This window comes from Bradyrhizobium sp. SZCCHNRI2009, assembly GCF_032485115.1.
Classification (GTDB): domain Bacteria; phylum Pseudomonadota; class Alphaproteobacteria; order Rhizobiales; family Xanthobacteraceae; genus Bradyrhizobium.
The window spans coordinates 152,679-169,759 of sequence record NZ_JAUEUH010000009.1 but is presented as its reverse complement, the minus strand read 5'-3'; the positions used below and the strand labels follow the sequence as shown (position 1 = coordinate 169,759).

General features: G+C 65.0%; 11 protein-coding genes. 6 read left to right on the top strand and 5 right to left on the bottom strand.

All coding sequences use genetic code 11. The features are described from left to right. Positions 1 to 92: 92 nt before the first annotated feature. On the bottom strand, positions 93 to 6,389 hold the full coding sequence (locus tag QX041_RS28315) for a VCBS domain-containing protein (protein ID WP_316167325.1): 6,297 nt from the start codon (positions 6,387 to 6,389) through the stop codon (positions 93 to 95). A 606-nt stretch (positions 6,390 to 6,995) separates the two neighbouring features. Here QX041_RS28315 and QX041_RS28310 point away from each other — a divergent pair. The 3 genes from QX041_RS28310 (at position 6,996) to QX041_RS28300 (ending at position 10,226) form a co-directional block, all read left to right on the top strand. Next, positions 6,996 to 7,757: a transglutaminase-like cysteine peptidase gene (locus QX041_RS28310; RefSeq protein ID WP_316167323.1), complete on the top strand. Its 762-nt coding sequence runs from the start codon at positions 6,996 to 6,998 to the stop codon at positions 7,755 to 7,757. A gap of 196 nt (positions 7,758 to 7,953) precedes the next feature. Next, the gene (locus QX041_RS28305) at positions 7,954 to 8,703 is read left to right on the top strand and encodes an ABC transporter ATP-binding protein (RefSeq protein ID WP_315754967.1); all 750 of its coding nucleotides are present in this window, start codon (positions 7,954 to 7,956) and stop codon (positions 8,701 to 8,703) included. Then, positions 8,700 to 10,226, top strand: a complete 1,527-nt coding sequence (locus QX041_RS28300) for a permease (protein ID WP_315713704.1) — start codon at positions 8,700 to 8,702, stop codon at positions 10,224 to 10,226. The genes QX041_RS28305 and QX041_RS28300 overlap by 4 nt, the downstream gene beginning before the upstream one ends. A gap of 5 nt (positions 10,227 to 10,231) precedes the next feature. Here the strand turns inward: QX041_RS28300 and QX041_RS28295 are convergent, their stop codons facing one another. Then, positions 10,232 to 11,137, bottom strand: coding sequence for an alpha/beta hydrolase (locus QX041_RS28295; RefSeq protein WP_316167321.1), 906 nt, complete (start codon positions 11,135 to 11,137; stop codon positions 10,232 to 10,234). A gap of 110 nt (positions 11,138 to 11,247) precedes the next feature. Between QX041_RS28295 and QX041_RS28290 the strand changes: the two genes are divergently transcribed. Next, on the top strand, positions 11,248 to 12,066 hold the full coding sequence (locus tag QX041_RS28290; protein WP_316167319.1) for an MBL fold metallo-hydrolase: 819 nt from the start codon (positions 11,248 to 11,250) through the stop codon (positions 12,064 to 12,066). On the opposite strand, the gene QX041_RS28285 is transcribed toward QX041_RS28290, so the two are convergent. Continuing rightward, positions 12,063 to 12,515: a cupin domain-containing protein gene (locus QX041_RS28285; protein ID WP_315713701.1), complete on the bottom strand. Its 453-nt coding sequence runs from the start codon at positions 12,513 to 12,515 to the stop codon at positions 12,063 to 12,065. The genes QX041_RS28290 and QX041_RS28285 overlap by 4 nt on opposite strands. Positions 12,516 to 12,842: 327 nt before the next feature. Between QX041_RS28285 and QX041_RS28280 the strand changes: the two genes are divergently transcribed. Beyond that, positions 12,843 to 13,307, top strand: coding sequence for a DUF4399 domain-containing protein (locus tag QX041_RS28280; protein WP_316167317.1), 465 nt, complete (start codon positions 12,843 to 12,845; stop codon positions 13,305 to 13,307). Between the two features lie 87 nt (positions 13,308 to 13,394). On the opposite strand, the gene QX041_RS28275 is transcribed toward QX041_RS28280, so the two are convergent. Together QX041_RS28275 and QX041_RS28270 are read right to left on the bottom strand one after the other, a co-directional pair. Further along, complete coding sequence (locus QX041_RS28275) at positions 13,395 to 14,651, bottom strand: aminopeptidase (protein WP_316167316.1); 1,257 nt, start codon at positions 14,649 to 14,651, stop codon at positions 13,395 to 13,397. Positions 14,652 to 15,734: 1,083 nt separating this feature from the next. Continuing rightward, on the bottom strand, positions 15,735 to 16,130 hold the full coding sequence (locus tag QX041_RS28270; RefSeq protein WP_316167315.1) for a GFA family protein: 396 nt from the start codon (positions 16,128 to 16,130) through the stop codon (positions 15,735 to 15,737). 346 nt (positions 16,131 to 16,476) lie between these two features. Here QX041_RS28270 and QX041_RS28265 point away from each other — a divergent pair, with 346 nt between their 5' ends. Then, positions 16,477 to 17,043, top strand: coding sequence for a hypothetical protein (locus QX041_RS28265; RefSeq protein ID WP_315825903.1), 567 nt, complete (start codon positions 16,477 to 16,479; stop codon positions 17,041 to 17,043). The last annotated feature ends 38 nt before the right edge of the window (positions 17,044 to 17,081 follow it).

Here is a 17,081-nt window from a genome sequence, read left to right as displayed (position 1 = left end):
CGCCGAGGCGGGCGATCCGAGGCGTCTGATCGTCTCCAAAGAGCGCTCGGCTTGGCAACGCCGGCGCCCGCATCGCAGACGGACGTGCGGGCTCAGACGAGGTGGAAACCGTCGTGATGCGCCTTGAATTGATCCAACGTCACCCCCTTGAGCGTGAGCGTATCATGCACCGCATCGGTGATGACGGTGTCGTGGCCGCCATTGGCCGACTGCGCGGCAGCGACCATCGCTTCGACGCTGGCAAACAGCGAATGATCGAGCTCGACGATGTCCTTGTTGAGATCGAAATCGCCGATCGTGGCGCTGCCGAAATGCGGGTTGAAGACGAAGGTGTCGTTGCCGTCCTTGCCGAAGATCGTCACGCCGCCGCCGACATTGACGAAATTGTCGTTCTGGTCCGTGCCGTTGATCGTCGATGCGCCGTTGCCGGCCAACGTGACGGTCAGCGCCTTGGTCGCAGTTCCGCCACGGCCGTCGCTGACGTCCGCCTGATAGGTCACGGTCAGCGTGTCACCGGGATTGAGAAAATCCAGGTTCACGTCGGCCGGATGATATGTCCAGTGCAGCACCTCGGAGCCGCCATCGGATATCGCGCTGTCGAAGGTGATCGCGTGGGCATCGGCCAGCGCCTGGACATGGGCATTCGAGGGCAGGCTCGGCAAGCCATTGTATTTGATCACGCCGTTCTGGACCACCGAAGCGGTCAGCGTGTCGCCGACATCCCTGTCGAGCACCGTCAAAGTGCCGGACATGCCGCTCGCCAATTTCACCGGCTGATCGGCGATGAAGCCCGCCGAGACGTTGTCGAGCTCGAATGCATTCTGGCTGCTGGCGAGCACGACCTTGTTGAACGGCGACAGGCCGAGGAACTCGACATAGCCGTTGGAAGCCAGCGACGCCTGCCCGCCATTGGCGAGCAGCGGCGCGACGTCGCTGCCTGTGTAGGACGCCACCAGCTTGTTGCCGTTGTAGAAGGAGATGCTGTTGTAGCTGTCGACCGAGCCCCAATACAGCCCGAAGCTGTTCTTGACGCTGTCGAAGGTGATGGTCTCCTGCGCGTGGTTGCCGATGCTGAGATAGTTGGTCTTGTCGGCGCCGTCGGCCATGTAGGGCGCCGCCGACACCGGGGAGGAGCCGTGCACGATTCCCGCATTGCCGCTGGCCGTGAAGGTTGCGTGCAGCGCCTCGCTGTAGAAGCTGCCGTGACCGCGCCCGTTGTCGGAGATCGAGCCCTCCGACACGCGATCGAAGGTCTCGGTCGGCATGCCCTCGGCATTGGTCTTGGCGGTGCTCGCCAGCACGGTCGCCCGCTCGGCCAGGACGACGGTCTGCACGGTCGGATCGGTCTCGCCGGCGATGACGGGCGCGTCCTCGGCGCCATTGACCGTGATGGTCACGGGCACGTTCTGAACGTCGCCGTGGCCGTCGGCGATCTCGATTGTATAGGTCAGCGTCACGTGCTGGCCGCCTCCGAGATAGTCGAACGCCTTGTCGCTGGCAGCGAAGCTCCAGGCCTGCGATCCCGCACCGTTGCCGCACTCGGTGAGCGCACCGAGTGACAGCCAGCTCTTGAGCACGGTCATGTCCGACGGCAAGCCGCCGTCGTTGCCCGAGGTCGCGACGTCGCCGATCACCTTCAGGACATGCGTGTCGGTGACATCCGCGTCCGTGAAGGTGATGGTGCCGCTCGCGGTGTCGGGCAGATCCGAGCCGGACTTGGCCGCACGCTCGGCGACGTCGGCCGCCTGCGCATCGCTCGTCACGACCGGCAGATCGTTGGTGCCAGTGATGGTGATCACAATGTCCGAGGCCACCATACGGCCCTGGTGATCATCGACCTGAACCGTGGTGGTCACCATAACGGTCTGGCCGGCGCCGAGAAAATCCAGCTTCCCGTCCGCAATGGCATAGGTCCAGTCGATCTTGCCATTATTGGCGTTGCCGCCCTGGCTGAGCTGCAGGGCGTGTTCGAGCGCAGCGATCTGATCCGAGTTCAGCTGGTTCGACAGATCGGTCTGCTGGTCAGACGCAGTCCAGGTCACGCTTTGCGTACCGATCGATGCGGTCGGCCGATCGGTCAGGTCGATATCGGCGAAATGAATGCTTCCGCTGGCTCTCTGCGGATCGGACGCGCCCGTCTGCGCTGCCGCTTCCGTGATCGCACCCGGCCGGCCGGCATCTGTGATCACCGGCGCAGTGTCATCAGCGATCAGGGTGATCAGAGTGCCACCATTCGCGTCTTTGCTACCGGCGAAATGCAAGTCGCTGAAATCGCCGACAAGTGTGAGGGCGATGCTGTGCCCTTGGCCATCGACGACGGTAAGCACGCCCGTGTCCGCATCGTAAGACGCCGTCGTGGCCTCCGTCCATTTGATCGTCTGTAGATCGATCTTGTCGCCTACTCCGAGGCCGGCGAGTTTGGCGGAGAAGCTGGAGTCGTCGATGACGATCTCGCTGCTTCCCTTGCTGCTGAAGTCGATCGTCTGTTCGATATGGCCGTCGATCTTCAGGATGGCGTCGGCATCGACCTTGATCTGGCCGGAGCCTTGGACATCGCCAGTGATCTCGAACGTACCGCCCGTGATCTCGATCGTGCCGTCGTTGTAGATCGTTCCACTGAGGCCGCTCGTGCCGCTCGCCGTGATCGTGCCATGGACATGCAGCTCACCATCGCCGCTCACCTTGGTGTCGGCGAGATCGAGGTAAGCGCCGAGATCGACGGTGAAGACGTGGAGATTCTCGACGTCTACCCCGCTCAGCGTCACGTGACCGGCGATCTCCAGCGTGCCCGCGATCTGGATCTTCAAGGTGCCGCCCGTGAGCGTCGTGCTCCCGTCGAGCACCAACGTCGAGGGGACCGGCATCTCACCATCCTCATCGATGATGATCTGACCGTCCGTGTTATCGATGGTGACATTGTCGAACGTGGTCGCCGCCGCAGTCTCGACATGCACGATGCCGTGGTTGACGAGATCGCCGCCGGTGATCGTGCTGCTCTCGATCACTAGCACCGCGCCGTCGTCCACCTGGACTGTGCCGGAATTGTCGACGGTGACACCGGCCAGGGTCGCGGTCTCGTCTGCAGCGACCTCGAGCGTCGAGCCGTCGCCGATCGTGATGCCGACGTCGGTCAACGACGCGCCGCCCTGAACGGTCAGGATCGCCGTCATTTCCGCAAGCGGACCGGTCTCGCCGATCAGCAGTTCTCCGCCAGCGACGGCGCTGCCGTCGATCGTGCTGTCGCCGTCGACGGAGATCGTCCCATGGCTGGTGATAGCGCCGCCGGCGATGCTCGTGCCGCTCAGAGAGAGAGCACCAGCCAGCGCAATGGTGATCGCGGCGGCGTTCGCATTGGTGATCGTCTCGTCCTCGAACGCATTGCCGCTGCCGGACACGGCGATCGTGTCGAAATTGTCGAGCGTCCCGCCGATCAGCGCGGCGTGGCCGATGAGGGCCACCGCTCCGCCGGACTCGTTGATCAGCGTGCCGCCGCTGACGCGCGCCTGTGACAGGGTCAGCGTTCCGGCGTCTTCGACCGTGATCGTACCATCGGTATTGTCGATGCTGGTGTCGTTGGCGAGCGCGAGCGCGCCACCCGCCTTGATGTCGATCAGGCCGACGTTCGTGACGATCTCGTTCGAGATGGCATTTCCGGCGGCAGACACATCGACCGCGCCGAAATTGGTCAGCTGGCCATTGCTGATGTCGGCTCCGCCTTTCAGGACGAGCAGACCGTTGGCTTGCGGCGGCGTTTGCCCGTCGTTCTCCAGCGTGCCAAAATTCTGAACGATCGGCATTCCCTGGATCAGAATGGTGCCGCCATCGATGCTGCCACCCTCCAGGGTCAGCGTCGCGCCCAGGTCGACCTGGATGAGGCCGGAGCTGTCCTCACCGCCGTTGGTGACGTCGCCTTGCACGGTCAGCGTACCGCCGGACAGCTCGATCGTTCCGGTGTTGAAGATGCCGGCGTTCGCCCCAAAGACGCCGCCGCCAGCCAGCAGCACAGTGCCGGCATTGTGAAACTCGCTTTGCTCGAGGATCTGCACCGAGCCGCCGACGGTGATCGTCGCACCCGAGAAGTTGTAGATGAGCGAGTCGGCCTTGGCCGTCAGCGCGCCGCTGATCGTCAGCGTGCCGTTATTGTCGAGCTCCGGAACGGCGCCGCCGCCGAAATCATTCAGCGTGACCGATTTGGCATAGGCGTAGGCGTCGTCATCGATCGTCACCGGAAAGGCCGGCGTCAGGCCGTGCAGCTGATCGGTGATGATGATGACGTCATCATCGGCGGTCGGAGCCAGACCGGTTGCCCAGTTCGCGCCGTCGCTCCACAGATGAACCTGCCCCCCGCTGCTCTCGCCAGGCTGCGTCGTGGCGATCCAGACCACCGCCGGATCGTCGGTGCCGGTGATCGTCACCGTGACCGTCTGCGTCGATGTCGCGCCTTGCGAGTCCGTCACGGTCACGGTGTAGGTGAGCGTCACCTTCTGACCCGCGGGAATGAAATCCGCGACATAGACCGGCAGGTTGGCGAAGCTCCAATTGATCTTGCCGGTGCCGCTTCCGGTGCTGTCGGAGGCCAGAGACGCAGTCAGGGCCTGTTCGAACAGCGCGAACGGGGCCGGCGGAATGCTGCCGCCGCCCTCCAAAACCGCGCTGGTCAGCTTCGCCGAGACGGTATGGCTGTCCGTGAGATCAACGTCCTTGAAGGTCAGCGTGCCCGAGGTCGGATCGTCCGATGTCAGCGGGCCGCCGGGCACGCTGGTGCCGCCCTCGAACGCGATGGTCTGGACGCTCGCAACGATCTCGGGCTTATCGTTGGTCCCCGTCACGGTGATCGTGATCGGGACCAGAGCGAATTCGTTGGACGGCGCAAAGTTGTTGTCGACGCGGACGATGTAAGTCAGCGTCAGCGTTTCACCTGCCGCCAAAAAATCGAAATACTTGTCGGGAACGCTGTAGGTCAGCGTCGCCGTGCCGAAATTCTTGTTGTTCGGATCGGGCGTGACCGTGATCTTCACCGCGGTCGCCAGGACGTCCTGCAATTGTAGGGCATTCAACGAGGCCGTGACGTCGGCCTGCTGCGCGCTCTTATAGGCGTAGGAACTGAAACTGACGGACACCGTCGGCCGGTCGATGCCATTGATGTCGACGAAATTGACGCGACTGAGCACGGCGTCGAGATCGGCGCCGTTCCCGGTCTGACCGGCGCGCTCCATAATTCCGAAAGCCGTCGTCAGCCGGCCGCCGGTATCGAGAATCCTGACTTCCGGCGGACCCGGGATGTGCGACAGCTGCTCGCCGGTCTGGCCAGTCCCGGTCGTCGCGCCGGTGTCGTCGACCACGCGGATGATCGGCGTCGCGCTGGTGCCATTGGGCAAGGTCAGCGGCGTCAGCGTCTGCGGCACCCCGATGTCGGTGAAATGGGTCGTCGACTTCGGATTGCTGTTGTCGGTGAACTTCAGCGTGAAGACGTCATTGATGAGCTTCTGGATGTCCGGCGTGAGCGGGACAGCGCTCTGATTCACGATTCCGTTGCTGATCTGGATCTGCTGTCCGGCCTGATTCACCACAGCGATCGGCTGCAGCGTCGTCTTGTCGAACAGAACGTAGGAGCCGGTGTGGCCATCGGGCTCGACCAGCACCTGGAACTTGGCATCGGGCAGACTGCCCTGCCCCGGCACCGTGAAGTCGATCTCGACCAGCACGGCCGTGCCGCGAATGCCCATGGTCGCCACGGGCGTGTCGACCTTCATGTCGCCATGCTTGGCGGTCTCGCCGGCCACGAACGAGATCGTGCCGGCGACGAGGCTGATCAGCGAGGAATTGTTCGACCCGTTGGGGTCGTACACCATTTCATTCAGCACCATCCGCGCATTCGACGACAGGCCGAACACGGTGCCGTCGATGAAGGTGATGCCGAGCGTCGAATCCGAGCCGGACTGGACGACGTCGCCCTTCTCGACGTTGTCGCCGTTGTGAAGGAGGATCGAAACGCCGTTGCGGATGACCGTCGCGGTGCCCTGCAGCTTGGTCACATGGCCGATGACCTTGCTCACGCTCGCGGCCGCCCCGGCCTGGCTGACCTGCACCGCGCCGGAGAGCGCGTTGACGAGGTCGCCGGTTAGATGCGCGCCGTCCGGCGAGGCCAGCGGCGCGCGTTTCTCGCCCTTGAAATAGTCCGGCAGCACCATCTCGCGTCCGTCGGACGACAGGATCAGGTCGAGACCAGACCGCTTGAAATCGGCATTGAACAGAAAATGCGCGTCCGGAACGACGATCGCGTCGGTCGGCGCATGGGCATGCGGCGTCTCCAGCCGCACGTGACCGTGCGAAGAGGCGCCCCGGCCTTCGGAGAAAAGCGCGGCGTCAGAATTGCCAGCGTAATTCAAGGGGCCACCGACTATGGTTAATGAATACATAAGAATGAGTGTTCAAGGCGTGCATATCACTGGCAAGTGTCTGGCGGAACCACCTTCAGCTTGTGCTTCAGGTGGCCAAAAACGGCGGCTTCCGCGGGATGGCTACGATGTTGTCGAGTTTCTGCCCTCTTTAAAGCTGACCCCGGCCGAGACCTTCTAAGTCAAAATTCACGTCGTTTCAGAAAATCAAAGTAATTCCAAGTATTCATAGGCCATCCAATACCTTTGCCGACATCAACATCCGCACCGGCTTACCCCTGACAACGGATTTCAAGTGGAGGACTGCGGGTGGGAGAACAAGAATCGACGAATTGCATCAATTTGGCAGGAGCTGCGGATGGGTTCGAAGCACAACTTCACCGCGAACCCTCCAGACCTTCGCGACCATCGTTCAGCTTTCGCTAGGATTTGTCGCATCGGAGCAACACAACGTTCAGCGTAAATCCCGCGATTTGGTCGCCGGATTGCCGGTTTTAAGCAGAGGCCAAGCCTCCGCACCCATGCTGACCCCCAACAAGCATTCGGTTCCGTCAGGCGCTGCGTCGCGCCGGCCGAGATCCGGGCACGGGGCGTCACATGAATTTTCTTGCGCTGATGCGCGCATCGCTGGCGGCCGCGGCCGCCAGCGCCGCCATATGGATCGGCGGCCCAGCGGGCGCCGGTCCTGTCGCGCAGCCGTTGGGGTTCGCAACCGCCATCGAGGATACGGCCGAGCCATTCGGCCTGCCGCGGGTCGGCCTGGAGGCCGGCGCGTTGCGCGACAAGTGGTTGGCGCTCGCGCGCAAGCTCGAAGACGAGCGCGTACAGCTCGCGCTGTGCGATGGCGACCGCGAGCGCTGCGTCTCCCCTGCCGCCCTCAGCCTGCTGGCGATCATCGATCAGGGCCGTCTCCGGGCGGGACGGGCAAGGCTCGGCGAGATCAATCGGGCGGTCAATCTGGCCATCCGGCCGGCCAGTGATCTCGCTCAATATGGCCAGGTGGACGTGTGGGCCTCCCCTCTCGCTACCTTCGAACGCCGTGCCGGCGATTGTGAGGACTACGCGATCGCCAAGCTCGTCGCGCTTCGGATGGCCGGCGTTGCCATCGACGATCTGCGGATCGTGATCCTGCACGATGTCGTCCGGGACGAGGATCACGCCGTCGCGGCGGCGCGCCTCGACGGGCATTGGCTGATGCTCGACAATCAGCGCATGGCGATGATCCAGGACAGCGATGCGCGGCAGGTGCGGCCGTTGTTCGTGATCGACGAGACCGGCATCTCCCGGTATCAGGCTTTGCCCCTGATGGCGGAGGTCCGGGCGCTGTCGCCTGAGGGGACGGCTTCCGTGAACTATTGACGATCGCGCATCGTTGCCGCGTGCCCACAACTTGAGACGTGGCCGGGAGTTCACGGGACGAGGACGGCAGGAATGCGGCCAGTGCGCCGACGGAACCGGCCGGCACCGAAGGACACGATGCGGCGGCTCGTTCACCGCGCCGCAACGAGTTGCATCCACATTGCAGACGCGAACCGAACGAGGCGATAGTGCCGTCATGACCCCAGGCAGCCCCGCCCTCGCCGTGCGAGAACTGACGAAATGTTTCGAGCGGCCGGCGGTCGATGCGCTCGACCTCGTGGTGCGCTCGGGTGAATTCTATGCACTGGTCGGCCCGAACGGCGCCGGCAAGACGACGACGCTGCGCATGGTCGCGGGCCTGCTGCGGCCGGATGCCGGGCGGATCGAGATCTTCGGCATCGATGCACTGCGCGACCCGATCGCCGCCAAGCAGGTGATGGCCTGGGTCTCCGACGAGCCCATGATCTACGACAAGCTCACGCCGCTCGAATATCTCGAGTTCGTCGCCGGACTGTGGGGCATCGATCCGGCGACCTCGAGTAACGCGGCAACCGAACTTCTGGTCTCGCTCGGGCTGGAGCCGCATCTGCACGAGCGCTGCGAAGGCTTTTCCAAGGGCATGCGCCAGAAGGTCGCGCTCGCCGGCGCGCTGATCCACGACCCGCGGCTGATCATCCTGGACGAGCCGCTGACGGGCCTGGACGCGGTGTCGGCGCGGCACGTCAAGGGCCTGCTCGCCGAGCGCGTCCGCCGCGGCGGCACGGTGATCATGACCACGCACATTCTCGAAGTCGCCGAGCGCATGGCCGACCGGATCGGCGTGATCGCCGCCGGGCGCGTCGTCGCCGAAGGCACTCTGGCCGAGCTGCGCCAGCAGAACGGTCGCACCGACACCAGCCTGGAGGAGTTGTTCATCGCACTGGTCGACGTCGAGTCCGCGGCATGACGCGGGCGGCGACGCTCGCCTGGTTCGCCCGTCACGAGCTCCGGCTCGCCTGGCGGGAATGGCTCGGCATGATCACGGCCGGCAGGCGCCGCCGCACGCGGGCCGCCATCATCGGTCTCGTGCTGTTCGGCGCCCTCATGCATCTGCCGGCCTGGGTCGTGGTCGGTCGCTACGCCGATCTCGAGCTGCCGCTCGACAAGACCGCGCTGATCGTCATCACCGCGACCATCATGCTGTCCTGGGCGCTGATGCTGTCGCAGGCGATCGAATCCGTCACACGCGTGTTCTACGCCCGTGCCGACCTCGATCTCATCATGTCGTCGCCGGTGCGGCTGGCCGAGATCTTCTCCGTCCGGATCGCGGCGATCGCGCTCTCCGTGACCAGCATGGCGCTGCTGCTCGCGACCCCCTTCGTCGACGTGCTGCTGATCGAGGGCGGCGCACGCTGGCTCGCGGCGTTCGTCGTGGTCGCAGCCGTCGGCCTGTCGGCGGCCGCGGTCGCCATTGCCATCACGATCGTCCTGTTCCGCCTCATTGGTCCGGCGCGAACGCGGCTGGTCGCCCAGATCCTGGCGGCCGTGATCGGCGCCGGCTTCGTCATCGTGCTGCAGATCGCGGCGATCGTGTCCTATGGCACGCTGTCGCGCTTCGCCATCCTCACCTCGGATGCCGCGGCCGCCATCGCGCCCGATCCCGACAGTCTTGTTTGGCTGCCGGCTCGAGCGGCGCTCGGCGACGGCCAGGCGCTGCTGATTCTGCTGGCAGCCGGACTGTTGTTGCTCGGCGTCGTCATGATGGTGTTCTCGCCGCGCTTCGCCGACACCGCGATCAGCGCCGCGGCCCAGGGCATCTCCAGCCGCGCCGGCGCACGCGTCAGGTCGTTTCGGGGCGGCTCGCGGCAGCAGGCGCTGCGGCGCAAGGAGTTCATGCTGCTGCGGCGCGATCCCTGGCTGATCTCGCAGACGCTGATGCAATTGCTCTATCTGGTGCCTCCGGCGCTGCTGCTGTGGCGCAGCTACTCCGACAGCTCGCAGGCGGTGTTCCTGATCACGCCGGTCGTCGTGATGGCGGCGGGCCAGCTCGCGGGCGGCCTCGCCTGGCTCACCATCTCCGGCGAGGACGCGCCCGAGCTGGTGGCGACGGCGCCGCTGCCGGCGACGCGCATCGTGCGCGCCAAGGTCGAGGTCGTGCTGATCACGATCGCGATGATCTTCGCTCCGCTCGTGCTTGCGCTCGGTTGGGTCGCACCGGCGCAGGCGGTGGTCACGGCCGTTGCCGTTCTGGTCGCGACCGTCTCCTCGACGGCCATCCAGCTCTGGTTCCGGATCCAGGCGCGTCGCAGCCAGTTTCGCCGCCGCCAGACCTCGTCGCGGCTGGCGACCTTTGCCGAGGCGTTCTCCTCGATCGGCTGGGCGGCGACCGCGGCGCTGGCGCTCGCGCTGCCCGAGGCCGCCATCGTCTGCGGCCTGATGACCGCGGGCCTGTTGCTCGCGGCCTGGAAGCTGAGCCCGGCGCGGGCCTGAAGCGTTCAGCGCAGCAGCTCCGTCACGGCGGCGGCGAACGCCTCCGGCTCTTCCTGCGGCAAATTGTGGCCGGCCCGCGCGATCACGCGATGGCCGATCCGATTGCTGAACTTCGCAGCATGCGCCTGGCCGTCCGTTGCCGGGATCACGCCGTCGGCGTCGCCATCGAGCGTGATCGTAGGCACGGTGATGACGGGCAGGGTCGCCAATCGCCGCTCCAGCTCCTGATAGCGCGGATCCCCATCGGCCAGCCCGTAGCGATGCCGATAGCTGTGGATCACGACATCGACGTGATCGGGATTGTCGAACGCGTCCGCCGCGCGCGCGAAGGTCGCATCGTCGAAGCGCCAGTGCGGCGACCATTGCCGCCACAGCAGCCGTGCGATGTCGGCGCGGTGGGCGGCGAGCCCGGCGCGGCCGCGCTCGGTCTGGAAGTACCACTGATACCAGAACGCGAACTCGCGCGGCACCGGCGCCGGCTCCAATGCCCGCGCGATGTCCTGGATCAGATAGCCGTTCACGGAGACCAGGCCCGTGCAGCGCTCGGGCCACAGCGTCGCGCCGACGCAGGCGGCCCTGCCACCCCAATCATAGCCGGCGAACACGGCGCGCGGGATCGCCAGCGCATCCATCAGCGCGACCAGATCGGCGCCGACCGCGGCCTGCTGGCCCGAGCGCGGCGTCGATGCGTTGCGGAAACGAGTGGGTCCATAGCCGCGCAGATAGGGCACGATGACGCGGCAGCCCTGCGCGGCGAGGCGCGGCGCGACCTCGACATAGGAGTGGATATCGTAGGGATAGCCGTGCAGCAGGATGACGACGGGGCCATCGGCCGGCCCGCTCTCGACATAGGCAATGCGGAGCACGCCTGCGTCGATCTCCCGCAACGGCTGCAACACCCGATCCGTCATGCCATCTCTCCACGTCGTCGCGCCGCGCTCTCGAGCCGGGCGTTGCGCCGAGGATAGTTCTGATCCGGATTCCCCGCTACACTCACACGCGCTGTCGAAGGGGAACTGCCATGCTGCGCTCGCTGGTCTCGCTGCTTGCCGTCCTGGTCGCGTTCGCATCGCCCGCTCTGGCGCAATCGGGGCCGCGCACCAGCGAGTGCCTGGCGATGGCCGGCGACCAACCGCGCGCGATGCCGGTCAGCCTGCGCCGGACGGCGTCTGCCGGCAACGAGGTGACGATCACCTATGCCGGCCACTCGACCTACTTCATCGACACGCCGATGGGCATCCGCATCGCGACCGACTACAGCGGCGCCTATCAGGTCGGACGGCTGCCCGACGTGATCACCATGAACCGCGCGCATTCGACGCACTACACGCTGGCCCCCGATCCGCGCATCCCGCATGTGCTGCGCGGCTGGGGCGACGACGGCAAGCCGGCCCAGATCTTCGAGCGAATCGGCGACGTGCTGATCCGCAACATCACCACCGACATCCGCCGCTATTTCGGAGATTCCGTCGGCATCGACATGATCAAGGACGGCAACTCGATCTTCATCTTCGAGGTCGCCGGCCTGTGCATCGGCCATCTCGGCCACCTGCACGTCAAGCTCGACGAGACGCATTTCGCCGCGATCGGCCGGCTCGACGTGGTGATGGTGCCGATCGACGGCACCTACACGATGTCGCTCGACGGCATCTCTGAGATCACCAAGCGGCTGCGCGCCTCGGTGGTGCTGCCGATGCACCGCTTCGCGACGCCGCTCGACGAGTTCATGCGCAAGATCGGCCAGCAGTTCGAGATCGACCGCCGCGCCGAGCGCACCTTGAAGATGTCGCGCGAGCTGCTGCCACAGGTCCCGACCGTGATCATCCTCGACGGCGTCTAGGCGCCCGCAAGGCTGGTGCCGCGGCGGCCTTCCGGCGTCAGGAACATGCGCTTGAGCTTGTTGATGACCCGCACCGCGAGGCCGAGCACGTAAGGCTGCGTCTTCAGGCAGAAGGCGAGCTTCTTGACGTGGCCCTCGACATGCCATTTGGCATGCGCGCCGTCGCGGAAGAAGATCACGTCGCCTGGCCCGTAGCGCTTCGCCGGCATGCCCTCGCTCTCCAGCGTGATCGCGCCTTCGAGGATCAGGATGGTCTCGTCGAAATCGTAGTACCAGTTGAACTTGCCCTCGGTGCAATGCCAGACGATGGTCGAGCCCAGCCCGTCGCTGCTGCGCGCGATGGTGCAGGAGGTCGCGGTCGGATTGCCCTCGATGATCCAGGACGGCTCGATCGGAGCGGGCGCCAGGTCGACGGTGAGATTGGCGGTTTCGATCAAGGACGGAGACATCTTGGACCTCAAATGCATGGGACTGAAATGACCGGGCGAACGCCGGCACGAGCCTGCGACCGTAGCCGATTGCACCTAATGGCTGCTTTCCGCAGTCGTTAAGATTTGAACCAACCGCCGCGACCAGCCGTCGCATCACAAACACGCAAGCGCTATAAACTTCACGCGAACGCCGCAATTTGTTCGCGGCCTCGCCAAACCTGCTGATCTACTGTTTGCTCGCACTGCAAGATGCGGACAGGCGCCCCTCCGGTCGCCGTGCCCATCCTGCGCCGTGCCGTCACCTTTAAAGATTTGCCGCCTTCGCAGAGATAAGGATTTCCCAGGATGCGCCGACTGAGCCTTGCACTCGCCCTCACGCTGTCCGCTACCGCCCTTGCAACCAGCAGTCTCGTCATGGCGGGCGAAACGCCCGCCCCCGAAAACGCCAAGGCCTACTTCATCAACCTGAAGGACGGCGACACCGTCTCCTCGCCGGTCCTGATCCGCTTCGGCCTGTCCGGCATGGGCGTCGCGCCATCCGGCACCGAGGCTCCCAACACCGGGCACCACCACCTGCTGATCGACGCGCCCGCGCTCGAGGGCGACGCACTCAACGAGGCGATCCCGGTCGATGCCGGCCACGTGCATTTCGGCAAGGGCCAGACTGAAGCCTCGGTCAACCTCACGCCGGGCAAGCACACCTTGCAGCTCGTGCTCGGCGACTGGAGCCACATCCCCCACAACAAGCCGGTGATGTCGGAGCGGATCACGATCGACGTGCAGGCCACCACCGGCAGCGCCAAGCAGTAGGCAGGTTCGATCGACGACGACACCGCCGCGAGCATTGCTCGCGGCTCGCTTCGGGCCGGTGCACGCGTGGCGCCGGCCCGTCATGCGTCAGGCCCACTCGCCCTTGCGGAACACCGGGACGCGGCGACCATCTTCATGGAGGCCGTCGATGTCGGTGTCGGCCGCGCCGATCATCCAGTCGATGTGGATCAGGCTCTGGTTGCCGCCCTGGGCTGCGATCTGCTGCGGCGACAGCGACGTGCCGTTGACGAAGCATTTGGAGTAGCACTGGCCGAGCGCGATGTGCGAGGCCGCGTTCTCGTCGAACAGCGTGTTGTAGAACAACAGGCCGCTCTTGGAGATCGGCGAGGAGTGCGGCACCAGCGCGACTTCGCCGAGCCGGCGCGCGCCCTCGTCGGTGTCGAGCACTTTGTTAAGCACCTCCTCGCCCTTCGAAGCCCTGGCCTCGACGATGCGACCCTCCTCGAATCTGACCTGGATGTTGTCGATCAGCGTGCCCTGATAGGACAGCGGCTTGGAACTGACGACGTGACCCGACACACGGCGGCAATGCGGCGTCGTGAACACTTCCTCGGTCGGAATGTTGGCGTTGCAGGTGATGCCGTTCTTGGCAGTCGAGGCGCCGCCCTCCCATTCATGGCCGTCGGCAAGACCGATCGTCAGGTCCATGCCGGGTCCGGTGTAATGCAGCGCGCTGAAACGCTGGCCGTTGAGCCACTCGGTGCGCTCGCGCAGCACCGCGTTGTGGCGCTCCCAGGCAGACACGGCATCCTCGTGGTCGACACGCGACGCTGCGAAGATCGCGTCCGCGAGCTTCGCCACCGCGACCTCCTCCGGCACGTCCGGGAAAACCAGCTTGGCCCAGGACGTGCTCGGATAGGCAATGATGTTCCAGTTGGTCTCGAAATTGGTGATCTTTTCCAGCGCCGGCTGATAGGCCTTGGAGTTGGCCTTGCTGGCGCGCGCCACCTTGGCCGGATCCTGGCCGGACAGCAGCATCGGATTGTCGCCGACGATGGCGAGCCGCGCGGTGTTCTCCGAGAACGCCTTGGCCATGCCCTGATAGAGCCAGTCGGCGGCGCGATCGAAGCTGTTGTCACGGCCAAAACGGTAGCGCGCCAGCGTCAGTTCCTCGTCGGAGAAGAACGAGGTCACGATCCCAGCGCCGGCCTTATAGGCGTGTTCGGCGACCTTGCGCACCAGCGGCAGCGCCATCGAGGGCGCGGTCAGCAGCAGATCCTGACCCGGCTGCAATTGCAGGCCCACCTTCACCGCCACCTCGGCCAGGCGGTCGAGCTTCACGGGATCGATGGCGGTATCGAAGCTGCTGAAATGTGCGGTCATCAGGGGATCCAGTTCCGTTTCTTTGCGGTGTTGAAGAGATAGGCCAATCGATGGGGCGGTCAATGGTGAAGGGGAGACGGCTCCTGCATCGCCTCTCCGCCCTCGTCGCCGTGCAGGGCATGGCCCGGACAACTGCCGTGAAGGTGTTCGGAGACATAGCCGACACCTCGGAACGGGCCCTATGGATCCGCATCAGTCGCTCTCCAAAGCTAAGCCGCGAGCTCGGTGCCCACCCTCCCCTGGAGGGGGAGGGTCGCCTCGCGGTGAGCGAAGCGAAACGTGAGGCGGGGTGGGGTGATCTCTCCACGTGCACAAGCGCTCGCGGAGAGATCACCCCACCCCGCTCGCCCGCTTCGCGTGCGACCGACCCTCCCCCTCCAGGGGAGGGTGGGCACCGAGCCATTGGCGCCGTCGTGATCAACAATTTTGAGGCATATGGGATGTGCATATGGGGATGTGCGTCCGTAGCCTCGCGGCGCCCCGGGCGTCCGAGTGATACAGTGGTCTCACCCTCTTCAAACGAGAGGGTGCAGGGAAGGCCGGACCTCGACTGAGGCCCGTGGCCCGCCTGCTCAAAAAATGCAGGCGGCAGGTACCACAGGTCCAGCCGGACGATCCGGCCCTCCCTGCGCGATGGCACTACGGCTGCTTCGCGTTCTCCCCGGTGCGCCGGGCTTTTGGGTCACCGTCACCCACGCGGCGCCATTGGCGCCAGCGCAGGCTTGATACTGGCATCGGAGTATCAGGACCACGCGACTTGACCGTGCGAGCCGATGTTGTTCGTCCGCGCGAATGACCACGCTGCAAACCGGCCCGCCCATCACATCCCACCTTCACGCTTCGTGACGACCGCGCAGCGCCCCTCGTCGATGAGGCGGGACAGCGACAAACAATCATGATTTTCCGAAATTGCCAAGCAGGATATTTTTTCTGCCGGGACTGGACAGCCCAAATCAGCCCGGACTTGCTCGTGAAATCGGATTCCGGACGCAGCGGCGATCGGGCGGATATGAAGCCTCGACAGGCTTGTCCGATCTCGGCGTGAGGGGCATGAGTCGCCCGACGAGCGGCATTCTGATTGCGTCAGTCCTCGACGCGCAGCCCGTCACCATCGACGTACCAGTCGGCACGTGACGCCCAATGCGCATGGCGATCGGGAGCGGCGCCGAGCGGCTCGTCGAAGCTCCCGGCGGGAATGATCGCTTCGCGGCCGCTGCGCGTCAGATGCGGCATCGGGCTGCCACATGTGCTGCAGAAGGCGGTGGCGAAGCTGCGCGCCTGCGGCAGGTCGAACCGTGTGACGTTCGCCTTGCCCCGCATCCACCGCAGCGCCGACGCCTTGACGATGACCTCACAGGAGTGCGCCGTGCCGCTGGCCTTGCGACAGCGCGAGCAATGGCAATTGAGGAAGTTGTCGAACGGCCCATCGACCTCGAAGCCGACCCGGCCGCAGAGGCAACTGCCGCGGAACGTGGTCATGACGATCTCCTGTCGTGGTCTGGAACGAAATGCCCAAGAGCGCCGCACGCGTGGAGGATGTTATTTATCCTCATTGCATCTTTGTGGCTATTAGGACGACTGAAGGCCGGCCGCGGTCGCCGCGCTGTTAGTAGGTAGTCTGATCTTCCCAAGGCGGAACATTCATTTGTTGTGAGTCATTCTCGACGTCGAGAGTCAATCACTTCGAATGATTTGGAACCAGTCCGAGCGGGCAGCGCCGTCCCGCATTTGCATGGCTCAGGGGTGATTCGGTCACTTTGAGGACATGTTTGGACGTTGATTGGCGCGCGGCAGGGGGATTTCACAGTGTACAGGAGTCCTCCGAATGTACCGCGTTGTAATTGTCGTCGCCGCATTGCTGGCTCTCTCCGTTCAAGCCGAGGCGCGTCCTCGTCACCATCATCATCACTACTCGTACCGTCACCATCACTCCTTCATGAACGCCATGGCCTCGATCCCCGGCGAGGGCCGCGTCGTCGGTGGCCGGCCGTCGGGATGCCCGCATGCCTTCTGCGGCTGCGAAGCGTCGCTCTACACGTTCGGCCGGGTCATTCCCGAGTTGAATCTCGCATCCAACTGGCGTCGCTTTCCACGCGCGGCTCCCGCACCGGGCATGGCGGCGGTCCGCTCCGGCCACGTCATGATCCTGCAGCAGCAGGTCGCCGGCAATGTCTGGTATGTGCATGACGGCAATTCCGGCGGTCACGTCACCCGCGAGCATCCGCGGTCGATCGCCGGCTACGCGATCGTGAACCCGAACGGCGGTTCCACGATGTTCGGCGCAGCGGCTCGTGTCACGCGCGAGGCCCGTGCGCCGAGATATCAGCGGTTCGCCCGCAATGCACGCTCCGACGGCTGGATGGCCAGCGCGGCGCCGATGGCCTTCAACTAGGTCCCGACGCCGTCGCGGGCGGGCGGCATGCAGCTATC